Raw genomic sequence first — 15,098 nt, forward strand, 5'->3', positions numbered from 1 at the left:
ATGAAAATCGCCCACAAGGTCGGCATCGCCGCCGCGACCGTGCTGTTTCTCACCACCAGCCTGCTGTCGCTGTCTCAGGTCAGCCAGGTACGCGACACCCTGCGTAACCAGATCGAATCCAGCCTTTCCGAGTCGAGCAATGCCCTGGCACGGCAGATCGAGAACTGGCTGAACGCCAAGCTGCGGCTCATGGACACGCTGTCACAGAGCATCGACAGCCATTACGGCCCGGAAGAAACCCAACGCGCTTTCGACCTCCCCCTGCTCAAGGATGAATTCATCCTGGTCTTCGGTGCGCTGGAGGCAACCGGTCAAACCCTCAAGAACAGCGCAGACTGGAAACCCGCCGCAGACTATGACGGCCGCAAGCGCCCCTGGTATGCCCTTGGCAAGGGGGCTGACCGGGCAGTCCTGACCGAACCCTACGTCGACTCCACAACGGGCGAGATCCTGATTTCGGCCGTCGCGAAAATCAGCGACGCCGGCAAGTTCCTCGGCGTATTCGGCGGCGACATTCGCCTGCAGTCGGTGGCCGATGCCGTCAACACCCTGGACTTCAATGGTGCCGGCTACGCCTTCCTCCTCAGCCGCTCGGGCAACATCATTTCCCACCCCAATGCCGACTACAACGGCAAGGCCTACAGCGCGCTGTTCAACGGCCAGAGCCCGGCATTGGTCAAGGAGCTGAACGAGGTCGATGCCGATGGCAAAAACCTGCTGGTGTCCTTCACCCCGCTACCGAACCTGCGCGGCATGGACTGGTACATCGGCGTGGTGCTCGATGAGAGCGTGGTCATGGCCGAAGCCAATCGCCTGACCTGGCTGGCAGTGATCGGAACGGTGATCGGCGTGGCCATCAGCCTCGTGGTACTCGGCGTGCTGATGAACAACCTGCTCAAGCCGCTGGGGCTGCTCAATACCTCGCTGCGCGAAATCAACAGTGGCGAAGGTGACCTGACCCGTCGCCTGGCGATCACCAGCAACGACGAGATCGGCGAACTGTCGCAGGAATTCAACCGTTTCCTGCAAACCCTGCAGACGCTGATCGGCGACGTCATGGGCAGCTCGCACCAGGTGCGTGAAAGCACCGCCCTCACCTCGCACGAATCCGAACAGGCTGCCCGCCGCCTGCAGGAGCAGTTGCAGGAACTCGATCAACTGGCTACCGCCATGCAGGAGATGGCGTCCACCGCCGAGGAAGTCGCTCGCAATGCCCAGGCCGCAGCACAGGCCGCGGTGGCGGCCAACCAGGAAACCGAGAATGGCGTGCGCGTGGTGTCGCAATCGAGTGCGGCGATCCGCAATCTGGCCGACGAGATGGATGGCACCAGCCATGCGATCAACGAGTTGGCCAAGCTCAGCCACAACATCGAGTCGATTCTGCAGGTGATCACCAGCATCGCCGAACAGACCAACCTGCTGGCACTGAACGCTGCCATCGAAGCCGCGCGAGCCGGCGAATCCGGTCGTGGCTTCGCCGTGGTGGCCGACGAAGTGCGCTCGCTGGCGTCACGCACGCAGCAGGCGACTCAGGAAATCCGCCAGATGATCGACCAGTTGCAAGGCGGCGTGCGCCAGGCCGAAAGCCGTATGCAGCAAAGCCGTGATACCGCCAGCAAAACCGCCGAGGACGCCGGCGCGGCCAACGACATGCTTGGGCGCATCCGTGAGGCGATCACCCGCATCAACGACATGAACCTGCAGATCGCCACCGCGGCCGAGGAGCAGAGCGCCACCACCGAGGAGATCAACCGCAATACCACCAACATCCGCGACATCAGCCACGAGCTGGCCGGCGGAGCTGAACAGCAGGTGCGTCAATGCAACTCGATGGTGGAACAGGTCGGCCAGCAGGATCGCCTGCTCGGACGCTTCAAGGTCTGACCGATGAGCGTTTGAATGACGCACAAGAAAAGCCCCGGCATGCCGGGGCTTTTTTCATCGAGCAGGCGATCAGACGCCGCTCTTGACCTTGCTCCAGATACGCGTGCGCACCCGGTCGATCTTCAGCGGCATGGCTTCCAGGGTGTACAGCTTGTCCATCACCGACTCCGGCGGATACACGGTGGGGTCGGCCTTCAGCGCCGGGTCGACCAAGGCATCGGCCTTGGCATTGCCGTTGGCGTACTTCACGTGGTTGCTGATGGCCGCCATCACCTCGGGCTGCAGCAGGTAGTTCATGTAGGCATAACCACCCCCTTCGTTACTGGCGTCGACCGGCATGGCCACCATGTCGAACCAGATCGGCGCACCTTCCTTGGGAATCTCGTACTGGATCTTCACCCCGTTGCCGGCCTCGGCGGCACGCGCTCCAGCCTGCATGATGTCGCCGGAGAAACCGACCGCAATGCAGATTTCGCCATTGGCCAGATCGCCGACGTACTTGGAGGAATGGAAGTAGCGCACGTTCTTGCGCATTTCCATCAGCAGCGCCTCGGCGCGCTTGTAGTCCTCGGGGTTCTTGCTGTGATGCGGCAGGCCCAGGTGATGCAGGGCGATCGGCAGCATTTCCGGGCCGTTGTCGAGAATCGCGACGCCGCACTCATTGAGCTTGGCCAACTTGGCGGGGTCGAACAGCATGTCCCAACTGTCCATCTTCACGTCATCGCCCAGCACCGCACGCACCTTGTCGACGTTGTAGCCGATGCCAGTGCTACCCCATAGATAAGGGAAGCCATGTTCGTTGCCTGGGTCGTTCACCTCCAGCGCCTTCATCAATACTGGGTTGAGATTGTTCCAGTTCGGCAACTTGCTGCGGTCGAGTTTCTTCAGCGCACCGCCCTGGATCTGCCGGGCCATGAAGTGGTTGGAGGGGAACACCACGTCGTAGCCGGAGCGACCGGCCATCAGTTTGGCGTCCAGCGTCTCGTTACTGTCATAGACGTCGTAATGGGTACCCAGGCCGCTGCTCTTCTCGAACTGCTTGAGCGTGTCGGGGGCGATGTAGTCGGTCCAGTTGTAGATGCGCACGCTGTCGGCGGCATGGGCGGTGCCGGCCAGGATCAGGCACGGCAGGAGTTTCTTCAGCATGGAATACCTCGTCGATGGTCTTGTTGTTTTAGGCAGTCACTGAAAAGTGCTCGATCAGAAGATCAGCACATAGGTCTTGCGAACCGTTTCTTGTATGTCCCAGATGCCGACGGTATTGGCAGGCATCATCAGCGCGTCGCCAGCTCGGATCTCGATGGGCTCGCCGTCGTCCGGGGTGAAGGTGCAACGCCCGGCAACGAAGTGGCAGAACTCCTGCTGCACGATCTGCCGGCGCCAGCGCCCCGGTGTGCATTCCCAGACGCCGGTCTCTACGCCGTCACTGCGCTCGACGCTGGTGGTCGAGGTGACCGCCACCGGCTCACTCAGGGGTACGGCGACCGGATTTGACTCTTCCAGAGCGGCATTGGGGGTGTTACGGAAATGGGTGATGTTCATGTGGACTCCAGGTGAAAGATCGGCGAGCACTGCTGCCTGCTCAGCCCATCAGGCTTTCCATGCGTGCCGCCACGGCTTGCGCCAGGCGTCGACGCCAGGCCGGACTGCGCGGGTTGGCGAGGACTTCGTCCTCATGGACGAAACTGCGGATGATCGCGTTGTAACCAAGCCAGCGGCAGGGCTCGGGTTCCCAGCGCCTCAGGCTGGAAATCGGGCTATCACTCACTACCCAAGGCTGGCGCAGCAGTTCGCTGTCACGTCCGAGAATGAGATCGGCCAAGGTACGCCCACCGAGGTTGGTGGCGCCGACACCTTCACCACCGTAACCGCCGGACAATGCGATGCGACTGCGACTATCGCGCAGCATGTGCGGCTGGAAGCGCCGCGCCATGCCCAGATTGCCGCCCCAGGAATGGGTGAAGCGTACGTTGCGCAGCTGCGGGAAGATTTCTCCCATCAGGTAGCGGCGCAAACCCAGTTCGTCTTCGGTAAGGTTGAAGTCGCTGCGCAGGCGCCCGCCAAAGCGATACCCCCCGCGCGCACCGAAGATCAGCCGGTCATCGAGGCTGCGCTGGCCGTAGGTGACCTGGCGGCTGAATTCGCTGAAGGCCTGGCCGCGATCCAGGCCGATACCGGCCCAGACATCCGCTGGCAGCGGCTCGGTAGCGACGATCAGGCTCTGCACCGGTAGTTGATGATTGCCCAGTGGCGGCAAACTCGCGGCGTAGCCCTCGATGGCTGGCACCACCCAGTCAGCCGTGACACGTCCCTGCTCAGTGCGAATCAGGCCAGGCTGCCAATCGATCACCGGGCTACGCTCATAAAGCTCCACGCCCATCCCTTCGACGCAACGTGCCAGGCCCCGTACCAGTTTGGCTGGCTGAATGGTCGCGCAATGCGGGCTGTACAGCGCGCCGTAAGCATTGGCCATACGCAGTTGCTCGGCCAGCTCACTTGGCGCCAGCCAGCGGTAGTCTTCTTCACTCAGACCCAGCGCACGCAGTTCCTTGAGGTAGTCACGCAGGCGTGTCTCCTGCTCCGGGTAACGGGCAGCGCAATACAGCACACCACCCTTGCGCAGGTCGCAGTCGATACCTTCACGGGCGACGACCTCGGCCACTTCATCGGGAATGCCGTGCAGCAGATCGAAGGTGGCCTTGCGCTCGGCGGGGGGCAGGCCGGCCAACAGGCGATCCTCACCCAGCAGATTGCCCATCAGCCAGCCGCCATTGCGCCCGGAGGCACCGAAACCGGCAGTCTCGGCCTCCACGATCACCACACGCAGGTACGGCGCCTGGCGTTTGAGGTAATAGGCCGTCCACAGGCCGGTATAGCCGGCGCCGATGATCGCCACATCCGCATGCAGCTCGGATTGCAGACTGGGTCGCGCCTGCAGCGGATCGTCGAGCTGATCCATCCACAGACTGATGTTGCGCCAGGGATTCATCCACGCCTCCGTCATCAATCGATGACACAAGGCTAGTAGTAGCTATCGGCCGCTGTCTTGCTTGCGTGCCCGCGAGGAAATCTCTTTGAGAACCCGCCTAGAATCTGCTGCGCGTCGGTTCTGCTGCGTTAAAAACGTGCTCGGCACGCCGCTTGCGGCTGACGCACTTCAGCGCGGCCCGAAGGGCGAGCGAAGCGAGTACTGCTCATTTACGCCCCGTAAAGTCGAGCGCGACTCCGACCGCTCCTAGTCTGTTTTTGCGGGGCCGCCATCGGTATTGCATGGCGCTAGCTCGCTAGATTCTAGGCGAGTTCTAAGATAGGCCTTCGGCGACAGCCCGGTGTGACGCTTGAAGCAGTTGTAGAAGGCCGACAACGAATTGAAGCCAGCCGCAAAGGCCAGCTCGTCGACACGCTTGAGGTCGCTGCCGACCTGCAGGCCGTCCAGAAGATACTGCAGGCGTGCGCGGTTGACGTAACGGTAAAAGCTCTCGCCAAGCACCTGATTGAGCAGATGGGAGATCTGGTTACGGCTATAGCCGGTAGCGGCCGCCACCTGTTGCAGATCCAGCTCGGGATCGAGAAACGGCTGGCTGCGCTGAAAATAATCCTGCAGATCCTGCGCCAGTTGACCGAGCTGACGCGTCGACAGCCCCAGGCGGCTGATGGCCGGTCGCGAGCCGACATCCTCACCAGTCCCCCGCGCTTCACGAACCAGGGTGGCGTATTCATTGATGCGCCAGATCAGCCCCCCCCGCACCGTGAGAGCTTCACCAGTGCGAAACGACACCAGCCCTTCCCCGCCCTGCAGGCTGGTGCAGTACTGGATGAACGCAGTGTGACCGTCGATACGAATACGGTCGACGTGCTCCAGCAGTTCGCCTGGGCGGCGCGGCAGGTTGTGCTCGACATACTCGCGCAACTCGTCCAGGCGCATGCAGCGCTGTTGAAAGAAGTCGTTGTATTCGATATCCGGGTGATACAGCGCCATCACCGCCTCGAGATCACGGTGTTTCCAGCTCAGGTGATAGCGCAGGATGATTTCGCGGGTGCGCTCGGTCTGCGCGGCATCGTCGGGGAATAGGTCGTCAGGCATGATCAGTATCGGTTATCGGCGCCCTGGCAGATTGCCTGAATCGTCAAACTCAGCCTAGCCCCTCAACACCTGGCCTCATCGTGCCGACTCTGCGACGGGAGGCTATGCTTGCAACACTGACGGAGAGGCTGCCGACCATGACTGATCAGAACAAAGACCCGCAACAAGCTCCACTGACACTACGGGAAATGCTGCAGAGCGTGCTCGCTGCCGCGCTCGGTGTGCAAAGCGGGAAAAACCGCAGCCGTGACTTCAGCCGCGGCAAACCCAGTCATTTCATCCTGCTTGGCGTGCTGTTCACCGCGCTGTTCGTGGTTATTCTGCTCGGCGCGGTGAAGCTGATCCTGCACCTGGCCACTGGCTGATCAGTTCAGCAGCGGATCGATGCCACAGCTGTAACGAGTCATTCCAGGATTGTTCACGGCGCTGAAACGGGTGAAGTCCATATCCTGCTGCGCCTGCTCGAAGTGCCTGGCCAGACGTCGTGCCTGTTCAGCATCCAGCAGGCGCAGCAGGCCGGCGATCTGATCCTTGCCGCCGCGTTCGGCGAAGTCCTGGCCCATGGCATGGTCGTAAAGCATCACCATGGCGCAGCCGCCCAGCAGGAAATGACCACTGGCGAGCACATCGATGCTCCCGTCCGCCCGTGCATTCAATACGCGTTGCGAATTGTTCAGTGCCGCGTACTTGAAAGAGCGCCCCATCTCTTCGGCAGCCTGCATGACACCAAAGGCCATTTCATCATTGGCCGACCAGATCAGGCGGATATCGGGGTAGCGCGGTAACAAACCCATGGCCTGCTCGTAGGCCCGTTGTTGCAGCCACTCACCATACAAGGCCTGCACCAGGCGTACGTTAGGCGTCTCCTCGAGTGCACGCTGCAAGCCGTCCAGACGCAGCGTCGCCGAGGGTGTCTGCTTGATGCCGCTGAATGCCAGCAACTCGGCAGGCTCGCCCTGAGCCAGCTCGGCAAGCGCCCGCCCCATGAGGTATCCCGCCTCTTCGTCGTTCGGTACCAGGCTGCCAATCCAGTTTTCGTGGCGCTCACGACTGCCACCGATGAGTTTCTGCTGCTCCTGATTCAGCGTGCTGTGCAAGGCGAACAACCTGACCTCGGTTCCGGCGTATAAGCGCAGGATTTCCGGCCCGATGTACTGTTCGTTGGTGAAGACGAGGTAGTCGGGGCGAGTCTCGCTCTCCAGCACCTGGCGAGCATAGGTGAGCAGGCGCGCACTATCGCGCTCACCATGGAAGACACGCAGCTGCATGCCGAGATCGTCGGCCGCGTTGTGCATGTAACGGATGTAGTCGACCCAGAACTGCTCGTCACTGAAGCCCGGATTGAGAAAGACGACTGAAACTGGCCGCGTCTGAGCCAGCGCAGGCGAAGCCCCCAGTACGACCAACAAACCCAGTATCCACTTGATCACCGACGCAAATCTCCTCTGATCGTCGGCGCAGTATACGGGTATACGTGGGTGGAGACCGGCCCCGATTCTCAGGGCCGGTAATTGCAGCTCAGACCACGTTCAACGACCACTGACCCAGAAAACCGCAGTGCCCACGGCAATCAGGATCAGAAACAGAATCGCCCAGGCATCGACGACGCTGTCACGATTATCAGTATCGCCATGATCGCTCATGCTTCCCCCCTCGTTCTTGTTTTGTAGGTGACACCAGGCAGTTAAGACCAGCCAACCGGAGTCCTCAAGCGAACGAACGGTGCTGCACGCTTACTTATTACCAAAATCACATCTTATATACTCAAACTTCACTTTTACGCATAAAGCTGAACTGGTATGGTGCCCACGCTCCGTGTCCAGACGGAGTGCGCGGCCGTGCGCGCGGATTGGCAGTAGCCTGATAACAGGACCCTTCATGTACGTATATGACCAGTACGATCAGAAGATCGTCGAGGATCGCGTCAAGCAGTTCCGCGATCAAACCCGTCGCTATCTCGCCGGGGAACTGAGCGGCGAGGAATTCCGCCCTCTGCGCCTGCAAAATGGCCTTTATATTCAGCGTTTCGCGCCGATGCTGCGGGTCGCCGTGCCCTACGGCCTGATGTCCTCGGCGCAGGTGCGCATGATGGCCAAGATCGCCCGCGACTACGACAAGGGCTACGCCCACATCAGCACCCGGCAAAACGTGCAGTTCAACTGGCCGGAGCTGGAAGACGTACCGGAGATTCTCGCCGAGCTGGCCAGCGTGCAGATGCACGCCATTCAGACCAGCGGTAACTGCATCCGCAACACCACCACCGATCAGTTCGCTGGCGTGGCCAAGGACGAGATTATCGACCCGCGCCCCTGGTGCGAGATCATCCGCCAGTGGTCGACATTCCACCCCGAATTCAGCCACCTGCCGCGCAAGTTCAAGATCGCCGTCAACGGCGCCGTGAGCGACCGCGCCGCCATCGAAGTCCACGACATCGGCCTGGAAGCGGTGAAGAACGCGGCTGGCGAACTGGGCTTCCGCGTTTCCGTCGGCGGCGGCCTGGGCCGCACCCCGATCGTCGGCAGCTTCATCAACGAATTCCTGCCGTGGCAACACCTGATCAGCTACCTCGACGCCATCCTGCGCGTGTACAACCGCTATGGCCGTCGTGACAACAAATACAAGGCGCGTATCAAGATTCTGGTCAAGGCGCTGACTCCCGAGGTATTCGCCGAGCGTGTGAATGCCGAGTGGGCGCACCTGAAAGATGGCCCAACTACCCTGACCGAAGCAGAAGTCGCGCGCGTTGCCGCTCACTTCGTCGATCCGGCCTATCAGGCACTGCAGGACGAAGACGCCCTGCTCGCCCAACAGAGCGCCGAACACCCTGGCTTCGCCCGCTGGCGCGAGCGCAACACCTTCGCCCACAAGAAGTCCGGCTACGTTGCCGTGACCCTGTCGCTCAAGCCAACCGGCGTGGCGCCTGGCGATGTCACCGACAAGCAGCTGGATGCCATCGCCGACCTGGCTGATCGCTACAGCTTCGGTGAGGTGCGCAATAGCCATAACCAGAACATCATCCTCGCCGACGTCGAACAACGTCAGTTGCTGACCCTGTGGGGTGAGCTGCGTGAACAAGGCTTCGCCACACCGAACGTTGGCCTGCTGACCGACATCATCTGCTGCCCAGGCGGTGATTTCTGCTCGCTGGCCAACGCCAAGTCGATCCCCGTGGCAGAAGCCATTCAACGCCGCTTCGACAACCTGGACTACCTGTTCGATATCGGTAACCTGGATCTGAACATCTCAGGCTGCATGAATGCCTGCGGGCATCACCATGTCGGCCATATCGGCGTACTTGGCGTGGACAAGAAAGGCCAGGAGTTCTACCAGGTTTCCCTCGGCGGCAGCGCCGGTCGCGAAGCCAGCCTTGCGCAGATCCTCGGCCCATCCTTCGCCCAGGACGACATGCCGGACGTGATCGAGAAGATCATCAACGTCTATGTCGAGCAACGTACCGAAGAAGAAAGCTTCCTCGATACCTACCGCCGTATCGGTATCGACCCGTTCAAGGAGCGCGTCTATGCAGCGAATCATTAAGAACGGCCAGGTGGTCGACGAAACCTGGCACCTGCTGGCCAAAGATGTGACCCTGGACGCCATCCCCAACTGCGACGACATCATCGTGCCGCTGGCACTGTGGCGCGAACACGCCCACGCGCTCAAGGCTCGCGATGGTGGCCTGGGCGTTTGGCTGGAAGCGGGTGATGAGATCGAAGAAATCGCCGATGACCTGGCGCACTTCCAGGTGATCGCGCTGGAGTTCCCGGCCTTTACCGATGGCCGTCACTCTTCCACTGCCTACCTACTGCGTACCCGTTACGGCTACAAAGGTGAAGTACGCGCCATCGGTGATGTGCTGCGTGATCAGCTGTTCGCCCTCAAGCGCGTCGGTTTCGACGCCTTCGCCGTACGCGCCGACAAGGATCCGTTTGACGCGCTGAAGGCCTTCGAGGACTACAGCGAGGCCTACCAGGCTTCCGCCGACGAACCGCAGCCGCTGTTCCGACGCCGCGCCTGATCGCTGCGTGCAAACGAAAATCCCCGCCTTCGGCGGGGATTTTTTATGGGCGCAATACTCGCCTTACAGCGCCGGACTGAGCATCAACAACAGGCTACACAGCAGGCCGATGATCCACACCAGGCTGCGCTGCCAGTGCATATCCCACCAGTAGAACAGCAGATACAGCACGCGACTGATGACGAAGGTGATGGCCAGAATGTCGATGAGGTAGCCGTAGGTCTGCGTCACGTGGGCCATCAACACGCCGACGGCAAACAGCGGGAACGCTTCGATGCTGTTCAGGTGCGCGGCCAGGGCACGCGCACCGAAGCCGGTCAGACGCGCCTGCTGAGCACGCGGGTGATGATTGTCGTAACGACCACCGCCTTCCGCGGCCATTGCCTTGGCAACCGGCGCCTTGGCGATGAAGATCAGTAAGGCACTGATGAACACGCACCAGAACGGTATGCTCATTCACTCTTCTCCTTGGCCACTTCAGCGGCCGGCGTTGGGGTATAGACCATCACTTCCAGCACATCCGAATGGAACTCACGGCGATACAGCACCACCACCACACCGGCGGTCACCAGCATGAAGAACCAGGGGTTGATGAACCACGCCAACGTTGCCATACCGAAATAATAGGCGCGCAAACCAAAGTTGAACTGGTTGGCGGCCATCGAGATGACACGCGCCGTGCGCTCGGCGAAGGCCTTGCGCTCCTGCTCGGTGACATGGCGCTCACCGATCATGGGGGCAGAACCTACCAGAACGGCAGCGAAGTTGTACTGACGCATGCACCAACTGAAGGTGAAGAAGGCGTAGACGAACACGATGCCCAGACACAATAGCTTCACTTCGGACAGGCCACGACTGGCCGATTGCACGAACGGCAGATCAGCCAGCAACGACAGAGCCCGATCGGAAGCGCCCAGTACCGTGAGGATGCCGGCAAGGATGATCAGCGTACTGGAGGCGAAGAACGAGGCGTTGCGCTCGAGGTTACCGATCACATTGGCATCGGCTATACGGTTGTCGCGCAGCAGCATGCGGCGCATCCAGTCTTCGCGATACAGGTGCAGAACGCTGGCCAGGCAAGGTGTATCACGGCCCTTGAGCTGCGCGTAACGGGTGTAGCCGGCCCAGCAAATGACGAACCAGAGCACGGCTAAGAGATGAGGCAGGTACTGATCACTGATGGGCATGCCAACTCCTTGTATGACTGCCGCGGATTATAGCCAGCCCGCCTCCTCTCTTGTTCAACAAAAAGGCCGCTGTAAAGCGGCCTTTCGATTCGTAACCGGGGCTCAGGCCGTCGCGGCCTTCGGCGCACCAATGATGCGGTCGAGCACGGCGACCAGCGCCAGCATCACCAGCACCGGCACCAACCAGCCCAAGCTCTGCTCAGCCAGTGGTAGACGTGCGAAGAAGCCCGGTACCCACTCCCCCTTGCCGGCGACGGTCAGGCCATCGACCACGCCAAATACCAGGGTCACGGCCATCACCGGCACGAACACCAGCGACTGCGAACGCCACAGACGATTGGCCAGACTCAGTGCGACCAGCACGATGGCCAGCGGATAGAGCCCCACCAGCACCGGAATGGACACGCTGATCAACTGGGTCAGCCCCTGGTTGGAAACCGCCAGACTGAACACCGCCAACGCCACGACCACAACACGATAAGGCAGCTTCAACAGGTCGCTGAAAAACTCGCCACAGGCAGTCAGCAGACCAACACCGGTGGTCAGGCAGGCCAGGATGATCACCACCGCCAGCAGCAACGAGCCGCCACTGCCGAAGGTATGCGAAACATAGGCCGTGAGAATCTGCCCGCCATTCTCGGCGCCGGCGGCCAGCTCATGACTGGTCGCGCCAAGATAGAACAGCGAAAGATAAACCAGCGAAAGCGCAACCGCGGCAATGATGCCGGCGATTACCGAATAGCGGGTCACCAGACCGGCATCGGTGACGCCACGATCACGGATGGCCGTGGCGATGACGATGCCGAATACCAGCGCACCCAGCGCATCCATGGTCAGGTAACCCTGCAGGAAGCCCTGTACCAGCGGCTCGCTGCTGTAGGCGCCACTGGATTGCCCGACGACGCCAGCAGGTGCGAACAGCGCCGCACCGCCCAGCACGATCAGCGCCGAGATCAGCACCGGCGTGATGACCTTGCCGACACGGTCGACCAGACGGCCCGGATTGAGCGAGAGAAACAGAACTGCCGCGAAGTACACCAGGGTATAAACGAACAACGCCAACGGGCTGTTACCGACAAAAGGCTGCATGCCGATTTCGAACGAGGCGACCGCCGTGCGCGGGGTGGCGAACAACGGGCCGATCGCCAGGTACACGGCAACCGCCAGCAATACGCCAGCAAAGCGGCCAAGCGGCGCGGTAAGAGTCGGCAGGCCACCACCAACTCGGGCCAGAGCCACCACGGTGAGCAGTGGCAGGCCCACGCCGGTAAGCAGGAAGCCGAAAGCTGCGGCACCCATGTTCTCACCAGCAGACATGCCGGCACTGGGCGGGAAGATGATGTTGCCTGCGCCGAGGAAAAGGGCAAACGTCATGAAACCAAGGGCGAGGAGATCCAGGCCTTTCAAACGAGTCATAGAGGGAAATACCACTGGCAGAGAATCAGAACGTGAAAGTTTCCTTCAGGTCTGGGAAACGTCGCCTGGAACGGGTGATCCGGGGCACTTGGGCGTCGCCTGGAGGCTTGTGGCACCCGGGACGCTCGATGGCGGCGATACTACCCAAAACCTCCCCCGAGCAGGACAGTTGCCGTTCTGGGTGTCGAAAGCCTGTAACTCCGCGTCGCGCTGACGAAACTTGCAGTGCTAACGAATGCTTGCTTTTGCACAGTGCAAACGAAAAAGGCCACCCGAAGGTGGCCTCTCTCGTTCCGTCAAAAACGCTTAGGCGTTCTTGGCTTCCCAACCGGTCAGCTCGGCCAGGGCCTTGCCGATGTCAGCCAGGGAACGCACGGTTTTCACACCCGCGTCCTGCAGTGCAGCGAATTTCTCGTCTGCAGTGCCTTTGCCGCCGGAAATGATGGCGCCGGCATGGCCCATGCGCTTGCCGGGAGGAGCGGTCACACCAGCGATGTAGGAAACTACAGGCTTGGTGACGTTGGCCTTGATGTAGGCAGCCGCTTCTTCTTCAGCCGAACCGCCGATCTCGCCGATCATGACGATCGCTTCGGTCTTCGGGTCTTCCTGGAACAGCTTCAGGATGTCGATGAAGTTGGAGCCCGGGATGGGGTCACCACCGATGCCCACGCAGGTGGACTGGCCAAAACCGGCGTCAGTGGTCTGCTTGACGGCTTCATAGGTCAGGGTGCCGGAACGCGACACGATGCCTACCTTGCCTGGCAGGTGGATGTGACCCGGCATGATGCCGATCTTGCACTCGCCGGGAGTGATCACGCCCGGGCAGTTCGGGCCGATCAGGCGCACGCCCAGCTCGTCACACTTGACCTTGGCGTCGAGCATGTCGAGGGTCGGGATACCTTCGGTGATGCAGACGATCAGCTTGATGCCGCCGTTGGCAGCTTCCAGGATCGAGTCTTTGCAGAACGGAGCCGGAACGTAGATGACCGAAGCGTCAGCGCCAGTGGCTTCGACGGCTTCTTTCACGGTGTTGAAAACCGGCAGGCCCAGGTGAGTGGTGCCGCCCTTGCCCGGGGTCACGCCGCCAACCATCTTGGTGCCGTAGGCGATGGCTTGTTCGGAGTGGAAGGTACCTTGCGAACCAGTGAAACCCTGGCAGATAACCTTGGTGTCTTTATTGATCAGGACGCTCATTACTTGCCCTCCGCAGCTTTGACGACTTGCTGAGCAGCGTCGGTCAGGCTGGTTGCCGCGATGATGTTCAGGCCGCTGTCGGCCAGTACCTTGGCACCCAGTTCAGCGTTGTTGCCTTCCAGACGGACGACAACCGGAACCTTCACGCCAACTTCTTTCACTGCGCCGATGATGCCTTCGGCAATCATGTCGCAACGAACGATACCGCCGAAGATGTTCACCAGAACGGCAGCGACGTTGCTGTCGGACAGGATGATCTTGAATGCTTCGGTCACGCGCTCTTTGGTCGCGCCGCCGCCAACGTCCAGGAAGTTGGCTGGCTTGCCGCCGTGCAGGTTGACGATGTCCATGGTACCCATGGCCAGACCGGCACCGTTGACCATGCAGCCGATGTTGCCTTCCAGTGCTACGTAGTTCAGTTCGAACTGGGCAGCGTGGGCTTCACGGGCATCGTCTTGCGACGGATCGTGGAAGGTCTTCAGCTTCGGCTGACGGTACATGGCGTTGGCGTCGATGTTGATCTTCGCGTCCAGGCAGTGCAGGTCACCGTCGGCCTTGATGACCAGCGGGTTGACTTCCAGCAGAGCCAGGTCGTGATCCTTGAACAGCTTGGCCAGACCTACGAAGATCTTGGCGAACTGAGCGACTTGCTTGCCTTCCAGCCCCAGCTGGAACGCCAGCTCACGACCTTGGTACGGCTGTGCGCCGACCAGCGGATCAATGGTGGCCTTGAGGATTTTCTCAGGGGTTTCGTGAGCGATCTTCTCGATGTCCACGCCACCTTCGGTGGAAGCCATGAACACGATGCGACGGCTGGAACGGTCTACAACGGCACCCAGGTACAGCTCTTTGGCGATGTCGGTGCAGGACTCGACCAGGATCTTGGTGACAGGCTGGCCATTGGCATCAGTCTGATAGGTCACCAGACGCTTGCCCAGCCAGTTGGCTGCGAAGGCTTTGGCGTCTTCCTTGCTCTTGACCAGTTTCACACCGCCCGCTTTACCGCGGCCACCAGCGTGTACCTGAGCCTTGACGACCCACTCGGTACCACCGATTTTTTCGCAGGCCGCTGCGGCCTCTTCCGGGGTGTCTACCGCGAAGCCCTTGGATACGGGCAGGCCGTATTCAGCGAACAGCTGCTTACCCTGATACTCGTGAAGATTCATGCTTGTCTACCGTCTTCGTTTAGGTATTGCGCATTCGGCGCTGCACTTTTGATACCGCGCCACCTGTGACTGCCTGAGCAGTCCGCCGGGCCTTGCGCGACACGTTCTGCAACGTGACGCGGGTGCTCCCGACGTGGTTCTGCTTGCAA

General features: G+C 61.0%; 14 protein-coding genes. 4 read left to right on the plus strand and 10 right to left on the minus strand.

Annotated elements, in window-relative coordinates; all coding sequences use genetic code 11:
- Positions 1 to 1,884 (plus strand): methyl-accepting chemotaxis protein, encoded by a 1,884-nt coding sequence (locus tag C7A17_RS23855; RefSeq protein WP_106741363.1) that lies wholly within the window; start codon positions 1 to 3, stop codon positions 1,882 to 1,884.
- A gap of 69 nt (positions 1,885 to 1,953) precedes the next feature.
- Here C7A17_RS23855 and C7A17_RS23860 read toward each other — a convergent pair whose 3' ends face one another.
- From C7A17_RS23860 to C7A17_RS23875, 4 genes are all read right to left on the minus strand, one after another.
- Positions 1,954 to 3,030, minus strand: a complete 1,077-nt coding sequence (locus C7A17_RS23860) for a polyamine ABC transporter substrate-binding protein (RefSeq protein ID WP_106741366.1) — start codon at positions 3,028 to 3,030, stop codon at positions 1,954 to 1,956.
- Positions 3,031 to 3,084: 54 nt separating this feature from the next.
- Positions 3,085 to 3,426 (minus strand): cupin domain-containing protein, encoded by a 342-nt coding sequence (locus C7A17_RS23865; protein ID WP_106741368.1) that lies wholly within the window; start codon positions 3,424 to 3,426, stop codon positions 3,085 to 3,087.
- Positions 3,427 to 3,466: 40 nt separating this feature from the next.
- Positions 3,467 to 4,873 carry an NAD(P)/FAD-dependent oxidoreductase gene (locus tag C7A17_RS23870; RefSeq protein ID WP_106741371.1) on the minus strand — a complete coding sequence of 469 codons (1,407 nt, stop codon included), beginning with the start codon at positions 4,871 to 4,873 and terminating at the stop codon, positions 3,467 to 3,469.
- A gap of 246 nt (positions 4,874 to 5,119) precedes the next feature.
- Positions 5,120 to 5,968 carry an AraC family transcriptional regulator gene (locus C7A17_RS23875; RefSeq protein ID WP_234035847.1) on the minus strand — a complete coding sequence of 283 codons (849 nt, stop codon included), beginning with the start codon at positions 5,966 to 5,968 and terminating at the stop codon, positions 5,120 to 5,122.
- A 137-nt stretch (positions 5,969 to 6,105) separates the two neighbouring features.
- Here C7A17_RS23875 and C7A17_RS23880 point away from each other — a divergent pair, with 137 nt between their 5' ends.
- The gene (locus C7A17_RS23880) at positions 6,106 to 6,333 is read left to right on the plus strand and encodes a DUF2970 domain-containing protein (protein ID WP_106741374.1); all 228 of its coding nucleotides are present in this window, start codon (positions 6,106 to 6,108) and stop codon (positions 6,331 to 6,333) included.
- On the opposite strand, the gene C7A17_RS23885 is transcribed toward C7A17_RS23880, so the two are convergent.
- On the minus strand, positions 6,334 to 7,398 hold the full coding sequence (locus C7A17_RS23885) for an ABC transporter substrate-binding protein (RefSeq protein ID WP_234035848.1): 1,065 nt from the start codon (positions 7,396 to 7,398) through the stop codon (positions 6,334 to 6,336).
- 448 nt (positions 7,399 to 7,846) lie between these two features.
- On the opposite strand from C7A17_RS23885, the gene C7A17_RS23890 reads away from it, so the two are divergent.
- Positions 7,847 to 9,505, plus strand: coding sequence for a nitrite/sulfite reductase (locus tag C7A17_RS23890; protein WP_106741376.1), 1,659 nt, complete (start codon positions 7,847 to 7,849; stop codon positions 9,503 to 9,505).
- On the plus strand, positions 9,489 to 9,986 hold the full coding sequence (locus tag C7A17_RS23895; protein ID WP_106741378.1) for a DUF934 domain-containing protein: 498 nt from the start codon (positions 9,489 to 9,491) through the stop codon (positions 9,984 to 9,986). The genes C7A17_RS23890 and C7A17_RS23895 overlap by 17 nt, the downstream gene beginning before the upstream one ends.
- Before the next feature lie 63 nt (positions 9,987 to 10,049).
- On the opposite strand, the gene C7A17_RS23900 is transcribed toward C7A17_RS23895, so the two are convergent.
- The 5 genes from C7A17_RS23900 to sucC all read right to left on the minus strand — a co-directional run bounded on the left by C7A17_RS23900 (position 10,050) and on the right by sucC (position 14,949).
- Entirely contained in the window at positions 10,050 to 10,442 is a 393-nt protein-coding gene (locus C7A17_RS23900; protein ID WP_106741381.1) for an MAPEG family protein, read from the minus strand.
- The gene (locus tag C7A17_RS23905) at positions 10,439 to 11,173 is read right to left on the minus strand and encodes a DUF599 domain-containing protein (protein WP_106741384.1); all 735 of its coding nucleotides are present in this window, start codon (positions 11,171 to 11,173) and stop codon (positions 10,439 to 10,441) included. Before C7A17_RS23905 ends, C7A17_RS23900 begins: the two co-directional genes overlap by 4 nt.
- Positions 11,174 to 11,275: 102 nt before the next feature.
- Entirely contained in the window at positions 11,276 to 12,589 is a 1,314-nt protein-coding gene (gene brnQ, locus C7A17_RS23910) for a branched-chain amino acid transport system II carrier protein (protein ID WP_106741386.1), read from the minus strand.
- A gap of 306 nt (positions 12,590 to 12,895) precedes the next feature.
- A complete protein-coding gene (gene sucD, locus C7A17_RS23915) occupies positions 12,896 to 13,783 on the minus strand; it encodes a succinate--CoA ligase subunit alpha (RefSeq protein WP_106741389.1) in 888 nt (295 codons plus the stop codon).
- Positions 13,783 to 14,949, minus strand: coding sequence for an ADP-forming succinate--CoA ligase subunit beta (sucC, locus tag C7A17_RS23920; RefSeq protein WP_106741392.1), 1,167 nt, complete (start codon positions 14,947 to 14,949; stop codon positions 13,783 to 13,785). The genes sucD and sucC overlap by 1 nt, the downstream gene beginning before the upstream one ends.
- Between the last annotated feature and the right edge of the window lie 149 nt (positions 14,950 to 15,098).

The sequence above is a fragment of the Pseudomonas mendocina genome (assembly GCF_003008615.1).
Taxonomy (GTDB): domain Bacteria; phylum Pseudomonadota; class Gammaproteobacteria; order Pseudomonadales; family Pseudomonadaceae; genus Aquipseudomonas; species Aquipseudomonas mendocina_C.